This window comes from Microbispora rosea, from assembly GCF_900156315.1.
GTDB lineage: Bacteria > Actinomycetota > Actinomycetes > Streptosporangiales > Streptosporangiaceae > Microbispora > Microbispora rosea.
This window is the reverse complement of sequence record NZ_FTNI01000006.1, coordinates 198,988-213,444: the sequence shown is the minus strand read 5'-3', so window position 1 is coordinate 213,444 and position 14,457 is coordinate 198,988. Positions and strand designations below refer to the sequence as shown.

The 14,457-nt window shown below is 72.9% G+C and carries 11 protein-coding genes; 3 read left to right on the top strand and 8 right to left on the bottom strand.

Going from position 1 to position 14,457, the window contains the following annotated elements; genetic code table 11:
* Positions 1-39 precede the first annotated feature (39 nt).
* The 4 genes from BXA11_RS11360 to BXA11_RS11345 form a co-directional block, all read right to left on the bottom strand.
* A complete protein-coding gene (locus BXA11_RS11360) occupies positions 40-480 on the bottom strand; it encodes a MarR family winged helix-turn-helix transcriptional regulator (RefSeq protein WP_030505688.1) in 441 nt (146 codons plus the stop codon).
* Positions 481-609: 129 nt separating this feature from the next.
* Positions 610-1,782, bottom strand: coding sequence for an alkaline phosphatase family protein (locus BXA11_RS11355; protein WP_308441032.1), 1,173 nt, complete (start codon positions 1,780-1,782; stop codon positions 610-612).
* Between the two features lie 30 nt (positions 1,783-1,812).
* The gene (locus tag BXA11_RS11350) at positions 1,813-2,406 is read right to left on the bottom strand and encodes a DUF5998 family protein (RefSeq protein ID WP_030505690.1); all 594 of its coding nucleotides are present in this window, start codon (positions 2,404-2,406) and stop codon (positions 1,813-1,815) included.
* 140 nt (positions 2,407-2,546) lie between these two features.
* Entirely contained in the window at positions 2,547-5,228 is a 2,682-nt protein-coding gene (locus BXA11_RS11345) for a bifunctional acetate--CoA ligase family protein/GNAT family N-acetyltransferase (RefSeq protein WP_076434463.1), read from the bottom strand.
* Between the two features lie 277 nt (positions 5,229-5,505).
* Here BXA11_RS11345 and BXA11_RS11340 point away from each other — a divergent pair, with 277 nt between their 5' ends.
* Positions 5,506-6,402 carry a carbohydrate kinase family protein gene (locus BXA11_RS11340; protein WP_030505692.1) on the top strand — a complete coding sequence of 299 codons (897 nt, stop codon included), beginning with the start codon at positions 5,506-5,508 and terminating at the stop codon, positions 6,400-6,402.
* Between the two features lie 139 nt (positions 6,403-6,541).
* On the opposite strand, the gene BXA11_RS11335 is transcribed toward BXA11_RS11340, so the two are convergent.
* From BXA11_RS11335 to BXA11_RS11325, 3 genes are all read right to left on the bottom strand, one after another.
* On the bottom strand, positions 6,542-7,120 hold the full coding sequence (locus BXA11_RS11335; RefSeq protein WP_076434462.1) for a hypothetical protein: 579 nt from the start codon (positions 7,118-7,120) through the stop codon (positions 6,542-6,544).
* Positions 7,121-7,273: 153 nt separating this feature from the next.
* Positions 7,274-9,385, bottom strand: a complete 2,112-nt coding sequence (locus BXA11_RS11330; protein ID WP_076434461.1) for a RecQ family ATP-dependent DNA helicase — start codon at positions 9,383-9,385, stop codon at positions 7,274-7,276.
* 63 nt (positions 9,386-9,448) lie between these two features.
* Entirely contained in the window at positions 9,449-9,910 is a 462-nt protein-coding gene (locus tag BXA11_RS11325) for an ester cyclase (RefSeq protein ID WP_076434460.1), read from the bottom strand.
* 176 nt (positions 9,911-10,086) lie between these two features.
* Between BXA11_RS11325 and BXA11_RS11320 the strand changes: the two genes are divergently transcribed.
* Positions 10,087-10,662, top strand: coding sequence for a GNAT family N-acetyltransferase (locus BXA11_RS11320; RefSeq protein WP_076434459.1), 576 nt, complete (start codon positions 10,087-10,089; stop codon positions 10,660-10,662).
* A 187-nt stretch (positions 10,663-10,849) separates the two neighbouring features.
* The gene (locus BXA11_RS11315; protein WP_076434458.1) at positions 10,850-13,378 is read left to right on the top strand and encodes a DNA gyrase/topoisomerase IV subunit A; all 2,529 of its coding nucleotides are present in this window, start codon (positions 10,850-10,852) and stop codon (positions 13,376-13,378) included.
* A 43-nt stretch (positions 13,379-13,421) separates the two neighbouring features.
* Here BXA11_RS11315 and BXA11_RS11310 read toward each other — a convergent pair whose 3' ends face one another.
* Positions 13,422-14,390, bottom strand: a complete 969-nt coding sequence (locus BXA11_RS11310) for a GlxA family transcriptional regulator (protein ID WP_076434558.1) — start codon at positions 14,388-14,390, stop codon at positions 13,422-13,424.
* Between the last annotated feature and the right edge of the window lie 67 nt (positions 14,391-14,457).

Sequence of the window (14,457 nt, the reverse complement as noted above, 5' to 3'; positions counted from 1 at the left end):
TCCGTTCACGACTGCGCCACGGTCACGACTGCGCCACGGTCACGACTGCGCCACGGCGTCCAGCAGCGCCATCGCCTCGATGATCGTGCGCAGCTGTGCCTCGGTGCAGTGGTCCTGCAGCGCCCGTGCCAGCCACGCCTCACGCGCCCTCCGGTCGTCCAGACGGCGCTCGCGCCCCAGTTCGGTCAGCGTGACGAGCTGACGCCGGCCGTCCTCGGGATCGCGGTGGCGTTCGACCAGCCCGGCCCGTTCCAGCGCCTGGACGATCGCCGCCATGGACTGCGGTCTGACCCGCTCGGCCGCGGCCAACTCACTGGCCGACGCCGGGCCGTGCTTGGCGAGCCGCACCAGCACCGAGACCTGGCCGGAGCTGAGGTCGCCCGCCGCGTCCAGCTCTCTCAGTCTGCGAACGAGGCGGCTGACCGCCACCCAGGCGTCGCCGGCCGCCTGCGCGGCCGTCTCCGAGACGGCGTCGCTCATGGCGCACCTCCCCCAAAAAGGACAGTCCGGACTGTACACCCAAAACTGAGCAGTCCAGACTGGCGATCGGAGGGCAAGCGGATCGGCGGCGAACGCCGCACGAGCGTCGGCGGCGAGCTCGCACCGGTGTCAGCGGCGAATCTCCACAAGCGGGACGTTCTGCTCGGCGGGGGTCAGCGAGCCGTGGTAGCCGATCATGGAAGACTCCACCGGCTCCCCGGCCGAGGCCACGATCACGCACTCGCCGTACGGCACGGCCACCACGTCACCGACGCGGCCGAGCCACTCGCGCCGGACGCGGCGGCCGAACCAGCCCGCCGCGACGGCCTCCTCGCGGGTGACCACCCAGGCCCGCCCGCGCAGGGCCTCCCGCCAGGTCTCCAGGACCGCGGAAGCCGCGCCGGGAGAGGTGTGGACGTGGCGGGCGCGGGGCTCGCCGCTCAGCATGAGCACGCCCTCCCGCAGATCGGGGCGGTGGTCCACGTCCACCTTGTCCGTGGCGTTGATCATGCCGTGGTCGGCCGTGACGTACAGCACCGCGCCCGGCGGCAGCGTCTCGGCGATGCGCTCGGCCATGCGGTCCGCGACGGCGAGCTGTTCGAGCCACTCGCCGCCGCCCCACCCGCTGAAGTGCCCCGTACGGTCGACCTCGCCGTAGTAGACGGTGACGAACTCGGTCTCGCGCAGCGCCTGCCGCACGGCCTCGACGCGCTCGCCGGGGCTCTCGGCCGCCCGGTAGCGCATGCCCCGGTAGACGGCGCGGGTCAGTCCTGTGCCGTCGAAACAGGCGGGCGCCACGTAGACGGGCTCGATCCCCGCCGCCGCCATGCGTTCGTAGACGGTCGGCGCGGGCTGCCAGACGTCCGGGTCGATCGACAGGCCGGGAGCCGTCCAGCGCAGGCAGTTGAACAGCCGCCCCTCCCCCGGGACGGCCATCTGGATGCCGACCATGCCGTGCTCTCCGGGAGGGGCGCCGGTGCCCAGGGTCGCCAGGCTGGTCGGGGTCGAGGAGGGGAAGCCTGCCGTGAGCGTCCCGCGCAGATGGGCCGAGAGGAACAGCGCGGCGCCGGGGTGTGCGGCCAGGAGCTCGGCTCCGAGGCCGTCCACGAGGAACAGGCACACCCGGGGGGCCGGCTCAAGCGCCAGCGTGTTGCCGGTCGGCAGTCCGAGGGAGGCGAGGAGCGAGCCCGGCAGGTCGGCCAGCGAGGCCGTGCCGTACGCGGGCACGTACGGCACGGGCTCGCGCGGCGACGCCACGGACGGCTCCCCGGGCGGAACCCCCGAGGGCTGGGGATCGGTCACGTCGCCTCCCGTCGGCTCAAGGGGGGACGGTCAGGTCGTCGCCGCCTTGGCGGTGGCCTCCGACAGCGCCTTCGCGAACGCCAGCACGTGGGTGACGGCCTCGGGACCGTCGGCGGCCTCGCTGACCCGCAGGGACAGGTCGTCGGCCGTGATCGCGCCGGTGTAGCCGTGGTCGGCCTCGCAGTTCTCGTCGCCGCAGGTCGCCGGTTCGAGATCGACGTGGGAGATCGCGCCCCACCCGATCGTCAGCGTGACCTCCGTCGGGGGGACGCCCGGCGCGTACGCCGCGGGGTCGGGCACGACCCTGGTCACGGCGACCGACTGGATGCGGCTGAGCCTCACCGCCTCGGTGGTGGTGGAGGCGTGCGAGGCGGGCATGCCCTCGGCGGGCGGGTGCTCGTCGGTGTGGCAGACCAGCAGCCGGGTGGGTGAAAGGACCAGGACCGTGACGTGCCTGCGTACCTCCATCGCCGGGTCGAACGTGGCCTCGTGATGCACGACGTACGCCGTGACCGCCTCGTTGCCGAGCGCGGAGTCGACGGCGTCGGCCACCAGATCCGGGTAGTAGCCGCTGCGATCTATGGCCTCGCGCAAGCCCGCGGCGGAGACTCGGGTTTCCCTCATGGGGTCCATCCTGCCCTGTAAGGGACACCTGTTTCACACCGCGACGGGACGGGTTTTCCGCCCACGGCGTGACGCCGCCCCGATCAGCCCGGACGGCGCCCATCAGCTCAGGCCTCCCCGATCAGCCCGGACGGCGTCGATCAGCTCAGGCGGCGGGGCCCGACGTCGGGGCGCAGCGCGGTGACGGGCCGCAGGACGGCCCGCGCACCCAGCACGGCCACGCCGGACGCGCCCGCAAGGACCTGGTCGAGGTCCATCCTCGCGACCTCGGGCAGGGCGTCGGCGAGCAGACCGACCCGCACCAGCAGGTCCTCCAGCGCCTCGACGGCCACCGCCTGGTAGCCGTACTCGCCGAACAGCAACGGCGCGGCGCGGACCGACCGCACCAGCCCCGCCGCGTCCTCGGCGGTGAGCGGCGCGAGGCGGTAGGCCTGGTCGCCGAGCAGCCGGGCGGTGACCTCGCCGAGCCCGAAGGTGACGACCCCGCCGAAATAGCGGTCCTGGGTCACGCCGACGACGGTCGGCACCGAGGGCTGCGGCGCCATGCGCTGCACCGCGAGCGGCGTGCCGGGCCCGAGGAGCGCGGCGAGATCGGCGTACGCCTGCCGGACCCCGGCGGGCTCGGTGAGGCCGATGCGGACGGTGCCGGCGCGGCGGGCGTCCTCCGGGTCGGCCGACTTGACCACGACGGGCCAGCCGATCCGCTCGGCGGCGACGACGGCCTCCTCGGCGTCGGCCGCGACGTGCGCCGGCCAGACCTGGATGCCGTAGCAGGCCAGCAGCGCGGTCGCGTCGATCTCCCGCTCCTCGCCGACCGCCCCCTCGCCGACCGCCCCCTCGCCGTCCGCGCCCTCGCCGGCCGTTCCCTCGCCGGCCAGAGCCGCGGCGACGATCTCCCGTGCCGCGGCGGTGTCGATCCCCTCGACGGACGGGACCGTGCCGGGCGGCTGCCTGCGCCACTGGGCGTACCGGACGACATGGGCAAGCGCGCGGACCGCCTCCTCCGGGGCGGGGTACGACGGGATCGACCCACGCTGGGGGGAGTCGTCGCCGGGGCCGTCCGTCACGCGCAGGTCGGCGGGCATGCCCAGGGCGCCCTGGAAGGTGGCCAGCACCGGCTTGCCCGACTCCCGCGCGACCTCCAGCAGCGCCTCGGCCACCTCGCGGCAGTCTCCGGGGATCGGCGGCATGTAGATCGCGACTGCGGCGTCCACCTCGGGCAGGACGCTCCGCAGGGCCTCGGCGAACTCGGCGGCGCCGGCGCGGGCGCCGAGGTTCACCGGCGCGCTCGGCTGCAGACCGGCGCCGGCGCACGCCTCCTCCGCGAGCAGCGTGAGCGCGTCGGAGTTGCCGACCACGCCCACCCGGGGCCCGGCCGGCAGCGGCTGGTGCGCCAGGAGCTGGGCGACGTCGAAGAGCTGGACCAGGTCGTCCACCCGGATGACCCCGGCCTGCGCGAACAGCGAGCTCAGCGCGGTGTCGGGCAGCGCGAGCACGGGCGCGCGGTGCCCGCCGGGGACGCCGCGCGACTTGACCACCACGATCGGCTTGGACCGGGAGATCCGCCGGGCCAGCCGGGTGAACTTGCGCGGGTTCCCGATGGACTCCAGGTAGAGCAGGATCACGTCGGTCGCCGGGTCCTCCTCCCAGTATTGGAGGAGGTCGTTGCCGGACACGTCGGCCCGGTTGCCCGCCGAGACGAACGTCGAGATGCCCATGCCGCGCTGCGCCACCCGCTGCAGCAGGGCGGTGCCGAGCGCGCCCGACTGGCTGAAGAACCCGACCCTCCCCCGCCCCGGCAGGGTCGCCGCGAGCGTCGCGTTGAGCCGTACCGCGGGGTCGGTGTTGGCGATGCCCAGGCAGTTGGGCCCCACCACGCGGATGCCGTACGCCCGGGCGATGCGGACCAGCTCCTCCTGGCGGGCCCGGCCCTCCGGCCCGGTCTCGCCGAACCCGGACGAGACCACGACCAGGCCCTTCACGCCCTTCTCCGCGCACTCCTCGACCAGTTCGAGCACACCTTCCGCGGGGACCGCCAGCACGGCGAGGTCCACCTCGCCGTCGATGGCCGACACGCTGCGGTGCGCCCGGACGCCGGCCACGGCCCGTACGTGCCGGTGGACGGGGTAGACGGGGCCGGTGAAGTCGGCGGCGAGCAGGTTGCGCAGGACCGTCTGGCCGATCCCGCCCGGTTCGCGGCTCGCGCCGATGACCGCGACCGACTCCGGCGTCAGCAGGCGGGCGATCGAGCGCGCCTCGGCGCGGTGCTCGCGGGCGAGCCGGACCTCCAGCGCGGTCTCGGTGCTGGACAGGTCGAGCGTCATGCGCACGACGCCGTCCTCGAACTGGCTCTGCGCCGTGTAGCCGGCCTGGCGGAACAGGCCCATCATCCGGTGGTTGCCCGGCAGCACGTCCGCGATGAAGGTCTTGATCCCGCGCTCGCGCGCGGCGGCCCGCAGGTGCTCCATCAGCACCGCGGCCACGCCCCTGCCCTGGTGGGCGTCCTCGACCAGGAAGGCCACCTCGGCGTGGTCGCGCGGCTGCACCCGGTCGTACCGCACGACTGCGACCATCTCGGTGCCGATCGTGGCGATGAGGGCGACCCGGTTGTCGTAGTCGACGTTGGTGAACCAGACCACGTCCTTGTCGGTCAGGCGGGGACGCGGCCCGAAGTACCGGAAGTAGATGGACTCCGCGGACAGCCGCGAATAGAACGAGCGCAGCATGTCGGCGTCGTCCGGCCTGATCGGGCGCACGTGGGCGGTGCCGCCGTCGGACAGCACGACGTCCGCCTCCCAGTGGGCGGGGTACTGAGGGTGCACACAGTCGAGGCTAGCGGCGTCCGGCTTGGCCTGTATTGAGACATTTCTTACGACTGACGGATCCGCATTCCGGATCCGCTTATAGGGGATCTACCAGCCCTGACGTGGCAAGCTGGGCAACGCTTGTGCATCGACTGTGCCCGTCTGTCCGCTCTCCACCCCACGACGCCCCTGGAAGCTGTTAGGTTTCTGGACGTCAGCCTCATAGCACGGAGAGGACGCCGCCCCTCCTTGGGCATGGCTCACCTCCACAAGCAGTTGGCAAGGTGGTGACATCATGACGCGGGTCGTCGTGGTGGGCGATCTCATGACGGACGCGGTCGCCCGCGCGAAATTCCCTCTTGCTAGGGCGAGCGACACCCCGGCCGTCGTGACCATGCACGGTGGCGGCTCCGGCGCCAACATCGCCTCCTGGCTCGCCGTGGAGGGCTCGGAGGTCGCCTTCATCGGCCGGCGCGGCGCCGACATCACCGGCCGCAACCGCGACATGGAGCTCATGGGATACGGCGTGGACGCCCGGCTCGTCATGGACCCCGAGCGGCCGACCGGCACCTGCGTCGTGCTCGTCACCCACAAGGGCGAGCGGACCATGCTGTCCGACCCCGGCGCCAACGCCGCGCTGTCCCCCGAGGACCTGCCGCGCGACCTGTTCGGCGGCGGCGGGGGCCACCTGCACATGTCGGGCTACACGCTGATCAACGAGGGGTCGCGCGACGCCGGCCTCGCCGCGCTCGACATGGCCCGGCGCGCCGGCATGTCCATCTCCGTGGACTGCGCCTCCTCCGCTCCCCTGGAGCGGACCGGCGCCGAGCCGTTCCTCGAATGGACCGACGGCGCGAAGCTGCTGTTCGCCAACGCCGACCAGGCCAAGGTGCTCACCGGCAGGGATGACCCCGCCGCCGCGGCCAAGGTGCTGACCGCCTGGTTCCCCCAGGTCGTGATCAAACTCAACGCCGAGGGCTCGCTCTGGTACTCCAACAACCGTCCTGACCCGGTCAGGGCGCCCGGCGAGGTCGTCGACCGGATCGTGGACGGCACCGGCGCCGGTGACGCCTTCACCGCCGGTTTCCTGCCGGTCTGGCTGGACGGCAAGCCGGCCGCCGAGGCACTGGCGGCGGGCAACGCCCTCGCCGCCAAGTGCATCTCCAACCTCGGCGCCCGCCCCCGTCTCTGACCCCGAGGCTCGGCAGGGCCCGGCTTGGAACGGAAGGGCCCAGCTGGGAACGGCGGGGCCCGGAACCGGCAGCGCTCAGAACGGGCAGGGCTCACAACAGGCAGGGCTCACAACAGGCAGGGCTCACAACAGGCAGGGCTCAGAACGGGCTTCTGGCGAGCACGGCCGGCTCCGCGGGCCGCAGCCGCAGCAGCGGCACGAAGGCCAGCAGGAGCAGGGCCGCTCCCAGCGGGATCAGGTCCTTGCTCACCAGCGGGAGCACGGCCTGCGCGAGCACCAGCACCGCGCTCCACCACGGCACCCGCCGCCCTGCGGCGAGCCGGGCCACCAGCACGACCATGCCGACGTAGAACAGCAACGGCACGACGGTGTACACGACCGGCTCGACGCCCGGGATCGCCTTGACGGCGTCGAAGCGCGGACCCATCGCGTCGTGGTCGGCGGACAGGAAGCCGACCACGATGTCGATCGTGAACTGCGCGGCCAGCGCCAGCGCCCCGGCGAGGCCGGCGGCGTACCCCGCCGTGGCCGTCACGCCACCGCCGGCCATCGTCCGGAGCCGCCCGAAGATCTGCACGAAGAGAACCAACGCGGCCAGGAAGCACAGGTGCCCCAGGGTCCAGGCCAGGCCCGGCCCCCGGCTGCCGTCGAATCCGTCGGCGATCCGGGCGACGCCGTACGCGCCGACCAGGACCGGAGCCACAACAAGTGATTTCATGGCGACAAGCTTGGCGATCAGGCCCGGCCCCGGGATGGGGTGACCACCCTGACCTCACCCTGATCCGTCCCCGAGCCCGGCCCGGGCGCGCCGCCCCCGCCGGTCAGGGACGCGGCCCCGGTCGTGGGCCGAGTGCCCGGGGCGGGAAGGCGGTCAGTTGGTGACGGCCAGGGCCAGAGGCAGCACTGCGGGCGCCCCGGCGTGACGGACCTGGGCGGCGGCCAGCGCCATCGTCCATCCGCTGTCCACCCGGTCGTCCACCAGCAGCACCGGCCCGCCCGCCGCCGCGATCCTCGCGGCCACGTCACGCGGCATCGCGAGCGTCCCCCGGATGGCCGTCACCCGCTGGGCGCTGTTGTGCCTGGCGGCGGGCGACCCCTCGCGGTAACCGAGGGTCCCGAGATACTCCAGCCGGCCCACCTGGGCGAGCCGCTCGGCGAGCGAAGCGACCAGCGCGGGCCGCGTGGCCGACGGCATCGCGACCACCGCGACCGGACGCCGCTCCCACTCCCACGACTTCAGCACCTCGATCACGGCCGCGAACACGTCGTCGGGAACGGGCCCGTCGCCCGCCGCGAACAGGTCGCGCAGCCGGGTGCCCCAGCCGATGTCGGTCAGGCGGCCGAGCACACGGCCCGGCTCGGCGCACAGCTCGGCCTTGATCCGCCCCTTCAGGTCCGGCAGGCCGGTGGGCCACTGGCGGCGCGGCTCGATCTCGACGCCGGGACGCGCGAGCCGCTGCTGGGCGGCCCGGACCGCCTCGTCCGGCACCTCGGCGGACCGGTGGGCGCCGGTGCAGTTGTCACACCTGCCGCACGGCGTCGCGGTCTCGTCGTCGAGGTGGCGGCGCAGGTACTGCTCCCGGCACTCGGTGGTCGCGAGGTAGCCGAGCATGGCCTCCTGCTCCGCGCGGCGCTCGGCGGCCACCCGGGCGTAGCGCTCGGCGTCGTAGTTCCACGGCTCGCCGGTGGCCTCCCAGCCGCCCTTGACCCGGCGTACGGCGCCGTCCACGTCGAGCACCTTGAGCATCATCTCCAGGCGGCTCCGGCTGAGGTCGACCCTCGTCTCCAGCGCGGCGGTGGACAGCACTCCCCCCTCGGACAGCGCCTCAAGCGTCGTCCTGACCACGCCCTCCGGAGGGAAGGCGAGCGAGGCGAAGTAGGCCCAGATCTCCCGGTCCTCGGGGCCGGGCAGCAGGATGACCTCGGCCCGCTCCACGCCGCGCCCGGCCCGGCCGACCTGCTGGTAGTAGGCCACGGGCGATGCGGGCGCGCCCACATGGACGACGAAGCCCAGGTCGGGCTTGTCGAAGCCCATCCCCAGCGCCGAGGTCGCCACCAGCGCCTTGACCCGGTTGCCGAGCAGGTCCTCCTCGGCCGCCAGCCGGTCGGCCGGCTCGGTCTGCCCGGTGTACGAGGCCACGGTGTGGCCCTGCTCGCGCAGGTACGCGGCGATCTCCTGGGCCGCGGCGACGGTCAGCGTGTAGACGATGCCGGAGCCCGGTAGCTCGTGCAGCGTCCTGGCCAGCCAGGCGAGCCGCTGGTCCGCCCCGCCCAGCCGTACGACGCTCAGGTGGAGGCTCTCTCGCTCCAGGGGGCCGCGCAGGACGAACACCTCGCCACCGGGCAGTTCGTCCCACTCCTGGATGACGGCGAGCTGCTCGGCGACGTCGCGGGTGACCCGCGCGTTCGCCGTGGCCGTCGTGGCCAGCACGGGGATGCCCGGCGGCAGCTCGGCCAGCAGGGTGCGGAGCCTGCGGTAGTCGGGCCGGAAGTCGTGGCCCCAGTCGGAGATGCAGTGAGCCTCGTCGATCACCAGGAGACCCGCGCTGCCGGCCAGCTCGGGCAGCACGTTGTCGCGGAAGTCGGGGTTGTTCAGCCGCTCGGGGCTGACCAGCAGCACGTCGACCGCGCCCTCGGCGACCTGGCCGTAGACCTTCTCCCACTCCTCGGGGTTGGCCGAGTTGATCGTCTCGGCGTGGATGCCGGCCCGCTCGGCCGCGGCGATCTGGTTGCGCATCAGCGCCAGGAGCGGGGAGACGATGACCGTGGGTCCCTCGCCGAGCTCGCGCAGCAGCGCGGTCGCGATGAAGTAGACGGCCGACTTCCCCCAGCCGGTGCGCTGCACGACCAGCGCCCGCCTGCGGTCCATGACCAGGGCCTTGATGGCGGCCCACTGGTCGTCGCGCAGCCGCGCCCCATCGCCGGCGAGCGCCCGCAGCCGGGCCTCCGCCTCTTCCCGCAGCGTCACCTCTTCTTCGCCCACCCGCCCATTGGTACCAGGTCCTGCCGACCGTTTCCGCCGCGACCGGGAGAGGCGGGGCGGAAACTAGCCGCGGTCTGCGGGCGCGCCGCTTCCGGCGCCCTCGTCCCCGAAACACAGGGGCAACCGCAGGCCGAGCTGCGCGTAGATCTCGAGCTGGTCGTAGTAGAAGCGCTGACTCTGGATGAGGCCGTCCTCCAGGTGCCAGAACCAGGAGACGCGCACGTTGATGCCCCGGCCGGTCGGGGCGAGGATGTCGCCCCCGGCGACCAGGTAGGGCCCGGTGTGCGTGCCCGCCGCCGTCATCTCGGTCGCGACCGCGTCCGCGAGGGTGACCGTCTCCCAGAGGGTGAAGCGCAGATCGGGAAAGCCGTCCCACATCTGCAGCATGTAGGAAGCGATCTCCCCGGGCTCCCCCGCCTCCATCTCCGGTCCGATCACCACCGCGCCCGGCGCGTAGCACCGCAACACCGCGTCCAGATCGTGCGCGTTCATCGCCCTGAGCATCCGGTTCACGACGTCGTACACCCCGGAAGCACCTCCCTTTCCCGGGAGGAGGGTATCGAAGAACGACTTTAACCGGACAAATGGGACACACATGCCGATTCTCCTCACAGGTGGCGCCGATGGAAGCGCGCACGTGAGGCGCCGGCGGCCACGGCCGGACCGACCCGGACGGGCGTCGTGGTTGGATGAGTCCCGCTATGGACGTGACCACCTGGTATCTCGAACAGACCAGCCCCGCCGGCCTGCGGCCGGGACGGACCCCCGCGATCCCCGCGCAGGTCGTCCGCGCCGAGGTCCCCAGCCCCGAGTTCAGCCGCTTCCTCTACACGGCAGTGGGCGGCGACTGGCAGTGGACCAACCGGCTGCCGTGGACCTGGAAGCAGTGGAGGGACTGGCTCGACCGGCCGGGCGTCGAGACCTGGGTGGCCTGGGTGCGCGGCACCCCCGCCGGGTACGCCGAGCTGGTGGCCCAGGACGGCGGCACGGTCGAGATCACCAACTTCGGACTGCTGCCGTACGCGATCGGGCAGGGCCTCGGCGGGTGGCTGCTGGGCGAGGCCACGGCCCGCGCCTGGGACCTCGCCGAGCGCTGGCCGGGGCGGGAGGCCACCCGGCGGGTGTGGGTGCACACCTGCTCCCTCGACGGCCCGGCGGCGCTGGCGAACTACAAGGCCCGGGGCTTCCAGATCTACGACGAGAAGCTGAACGCGCCGGGTGACGAGGACGAGGGCGAGACGCCCGGTCCCTGGCCCGGCTCCGGCCCCCGCGACTGACCGTCCCCGGGCCGCGAAGGGCTGTCCCGTCGGGGAAGCCGGACGGCGGGCACGAGCCCGGCAGTATGGTGGTGAGTCGCGAACAGGGTGAACTCTCGGCAGAATGTTCGAGACACACCACCGACGTTGACCTTCCCCGGCTCCGACGGGCCGGGGCCCGGCTCCTCGACACGCAGGAAACCACGACATGGCCCGACGCACGACGACACCCCCGCCGGACGAGGACTTCGAGGAGCGGATCGTCGACATCGACGTCTCCGCGGAGATGCGGACGAGCTTCCTTGAGTACGCCTATTCGGTGATCTACCAGCGCGCGCTGCCCGACGCGCGCGACGGACTCAAGCCCGTCCAGCGCCGCATCCTCTACTCCATGAGCGAGATGGGCCTGCGGCCCGACCGCGGGCACGTCAAGTCCTCCCGCGTCGTCGGCGAGGTGATGGGCAAGCTCCACCCGCACGGCGACTCGGCGATCTACGACGCGCTCGTACGGCTCGCGCAGCCGTTCTCGATGCGTCTGCCGCTGGTCGACGGGCACGGCAACTTCGGCTCTCTCGACGACCTGCCCGCGGCGATGCGGTACACCGAGGCCCGCCTCGCCCCGGCCGCCATGCTCATGGTGCAGTCGATCGACGAGGACACCGTCGACTTCAAGCCCAACTACGACGGCCAGGAGACCGAGCCGTCGGTCATGCCGTCGGCGTTCCCCAACCTGCTGGTCAACGGTGCCTCCGGCATCGCGGTCGGCATGGCCACCAACATGGCCCCGCACAACCTCGGCGAGGTCGTCGCGGCGGCCCGCTACCTGATCAGGAAGCCGGACGCGACGCTCGACGAGCTCATGCGCTTCGTCCCGGGCCCCGACCTGCCGACCGGCGGCACGATCATCGGCCTGAACGGCGTCAGGGACGCCTACGAGACCGGCCGCGGCACCTTCAAGATGCGGGCCAAGGCGACGATCGAGCAGGTCACGCCGCGCCGCAAGGGCATCGTCGTCACCGAGCTGCCGTTCAACGTGGGCCCCGAGCGGGTGATCACCAAGATCAAAGAGCTGGTGAACGCGAAGAGGCTCACCGGCATCGCCGATCTCAAGGACCTGACCGACCGGCACAAGGGCCTGCGCCTGGTCATCGAGGTCAAGAACGGCTTCAACCCCGAGGCCGTGCTGGAGGAGCTCTACCGGCTGACGCCGATGGAGGAGACCTTCGGCATCAACAACGTCGCCCTCGTCGACGGCCAGCCGCGCACGCTCGGCCTGCGCGAGCTGCTGTCGGTCTACGTGGACCACCGGCTCGACGTGGTGCGCAGGCGGTCGCTCTATCGGCTGCGCAAGCGCGAGGAACGGCTCCACCTCGTCGACGGCCTCATCATCGCGCTGCTCAACATCGACCAGGTCATCCGGGTCATCCGCAACTCGGACGACACCGCGCAGGCCCGCGCGGGGCTCATGGAGACCTTCGAGCTGAGCGAGATCCAGGCCAACTACATCCTCGACACCCCGCTGCGCCGCCTCACCCGCTACGACAAGCTGGAGCTCGACCGCGAGAAGGAGCAGCTCCAGGCCGACATCGCCGAGCTGAACGAGATCCTCGGCTCGGAGGACCGGCTGCGCAAGGTCGTGTCGTCCGAGCTGGCCGAGGTGGCCAAGACGTACGGCACGCCGCGCCGCACGGTCCTGCTGGAGTCGTCGGAGGCCGCCAGGGCCGCCGTCGTGCCGCTGGAGGTGGCCGACGATCCCTGCCTGGTGCTGCTGTCGTCCACAGGCCTGCTCGCCCGTACGACCGACGCCTCGCCGGTCTCCGGCGAGGGCGACCGGACGGCGCACGACGTGCTGGTCTCGGTGGTCCGCTCGACCGTGCGCGGCGAGGTGGGCGTGGTGACCTCCCAGGGCCGGATGATCCGGGTCTCGGTGCTCGACCTGCCCGCGCTGCCGCCCTCGGCCAATCCGCCCTCGCTCGCCGGCGGGCATCCGGTGTCGGAGTACGTCGCCCTCGAATCGGACGAGAGGGTCGTCGGGCTGGGCTCGCTCGACCCGGACGGCCCGGGGCTCGCGCTCGGCACCAGCCAGGGCGTGGTCAAGCGGGTCGCGCCCGAATATCCCGTCAACCGCGACGAGTTCGAGGTGATCGGACTGCGGGACGGCGACGTGGTGGTCGGCGCGGTCGAGCTGACCTCCGCCGACCACGACCTGGTGTTCATCACCAGCGACGCGCAACTCCTGCGCTTCCCCGCCTCCGTCGTGCGGCCCCAGGGACGTCCCGCGGGCGGCATGGCGGGCGTGCGCCTCGACGGCGGCGCGAAGGTGGTCTTCTTCGGCGCGGTCGATCCCACGCGGGAGGCGCGTGTGGTGACGATCGCCGGTTCCTCCACCGCCCTGCCCGGCACGCAGATGGGCGCGGGCAAGGTCTCCGACTACGCCGAATTCCCGCCCAAGGGGCGGGCGACCGGCGGCGTGCGCGCCCAGCGCTTCCTGAAGGGCGAGGACGTCCTGCTGCTCGCCTACGCCGGCCCTGCGCCGGTCAAGGCCGTGTCCTCGACCGGCAAGCCGGTGCCGCTGCCCGAGGAGCTCGGCCGCCGCGACGGCTCGGGGCTGCGCCTCGTGCACGCCATCGCCGCGATCGGCGGCGCGCTCGGCGCTGACGGCGACGAGGAGGCCGCCGCGACGGAGGGCGGCATGGCCACCACGGGCGACACCGGAGGCGAAGAGCCGGTCTCGTAGTCTCGTAGCTTCCCGCCGCCGCCCCGGCGCCCTTGCGTGGCGCTCAGGTGGCGGCGGGGCTCTCCCGAGACGAGGAGTGGAACGAGGAGCGGTACGCCTGCGGCGTGGTCCCCACGACCCGCTTGAACCGTTCCCTGAACGCGGTCGGCGACCCGAAACCAGCCTGTGCGGCGATGCGCTCGATGCCGTGGCCGGTGTTCTCCAGCAGATACTGCGCCCGCCGGACCCGGGCGCGCAGCAGCCACTGCAGCGGCGTGGTGCCGGTCTGCTGGCGGAAGCGCCTGCTGAACGTCCGCTCGCTCATCCCGCCGCGGGCCGCCATCTCCCGCAGGGTCAGGTCGCGGCCGAGGTTGTCCTCGATCCACGCCAGCACCGGCTCCAGCTCCGAACCGCTGGGCACCGGCGGGTGCTCGTGGACGATGAACTGGGCCTGACCGCCCTCCCGCTCCAGCGGCATCACCGACAGGCGGGCGGCGTCGGCCGCGACGGCCGAGCCGTGGTCGCGCCTGATCATGTGCAGGCACAGGTCGAGCCCGGCGGCCGCGCCCGCGGAGGTCAGCACCTGCCCGTTGTCGATGTAGAGCACGTCAGGCCGCACGTCCACGAGCGGGAACCGCCGGGCCAGCACGGGCGCCGCCGCCCAGTGCGTGGTCGCCCGCAGGCCGTCCAGCAGCCCGGCCTCCGCGAGTGTGAACGCGCCCACGCAGATCGAGGCGAGGCGGGTGCCCCGCGAGGCCGCGTCGCGCAGCGCCTCCAGCGCCTCGGGCGGGGGCGGCCCCGCCCGCTCCGAGCGGCCGGGGACGATGACCGTGTCGGCCTCGGCCAGCGCGTCCACGCCGTACGGCACGCGCAGGGCGAACGCGTCTGTCTCCACTTCGGGGGCGGGCCCGCACACCCGCACCCTGTAGGGGCTCCGGCCGTCCGGCAGACGGGTGCGCCCGAACACCTCGATGGGGGTCGCCAGATCGAACGGCACGACATGGTCCAGTGCCAGGATCGCCACGGTGTGCACGATCGCCACGATAGACGGGATCCCGCCAGCGATATATCCAGTGCTGATTCGCAAATCCCCAGGCGAG

Bases quoted from the DNA above. Each gene is read 5' to 3' on its own strand.
- BXA11_RS11320 (WP_076434459.1), top strand. From the start codon at position 10,087: ATGGACGTGACCACCTGGTATCTCGAACAGACCAGCCCCGCCGGCCTG.
- BXA11_RS11335 (WP_076434462.1), bottom strand. From the start codon at position 7,120: ATGAAATCACTTGTTGTGGCTCCGGTCCTGGTCGGCGCGTACGGCGTC.
- BXA11_RS11340 (WP_030505692.1), top strand. From the start codon at position 5,506: ATGACGCGGGTCGTCGTGGTGGGCGATCTCATGACGGACGCGGTCGCC.
- BXA11_RS11360 (WP_030505688.1), bottom strand. From the start codon at position 480: ATGAGCGACGCCGTCTCGGAGACGGCCGCGCAGGCGGCCGGCGACGCC.
- BXA11_RS11315 (WP_076434458.1), top strand. From the start codon at position 10,850: ATGGCCCGACGCACGACGACACCCCCGCCGGACGAGGACTTCGAGGAG.
- BXA11_RS11350 (WP_030505690.1), bottom strand. From the start codon at position 2,406: ATGAGGGAAACCCGAGTCTCCGCCGCGGGCTTGCGCGAGGCCATAGAT.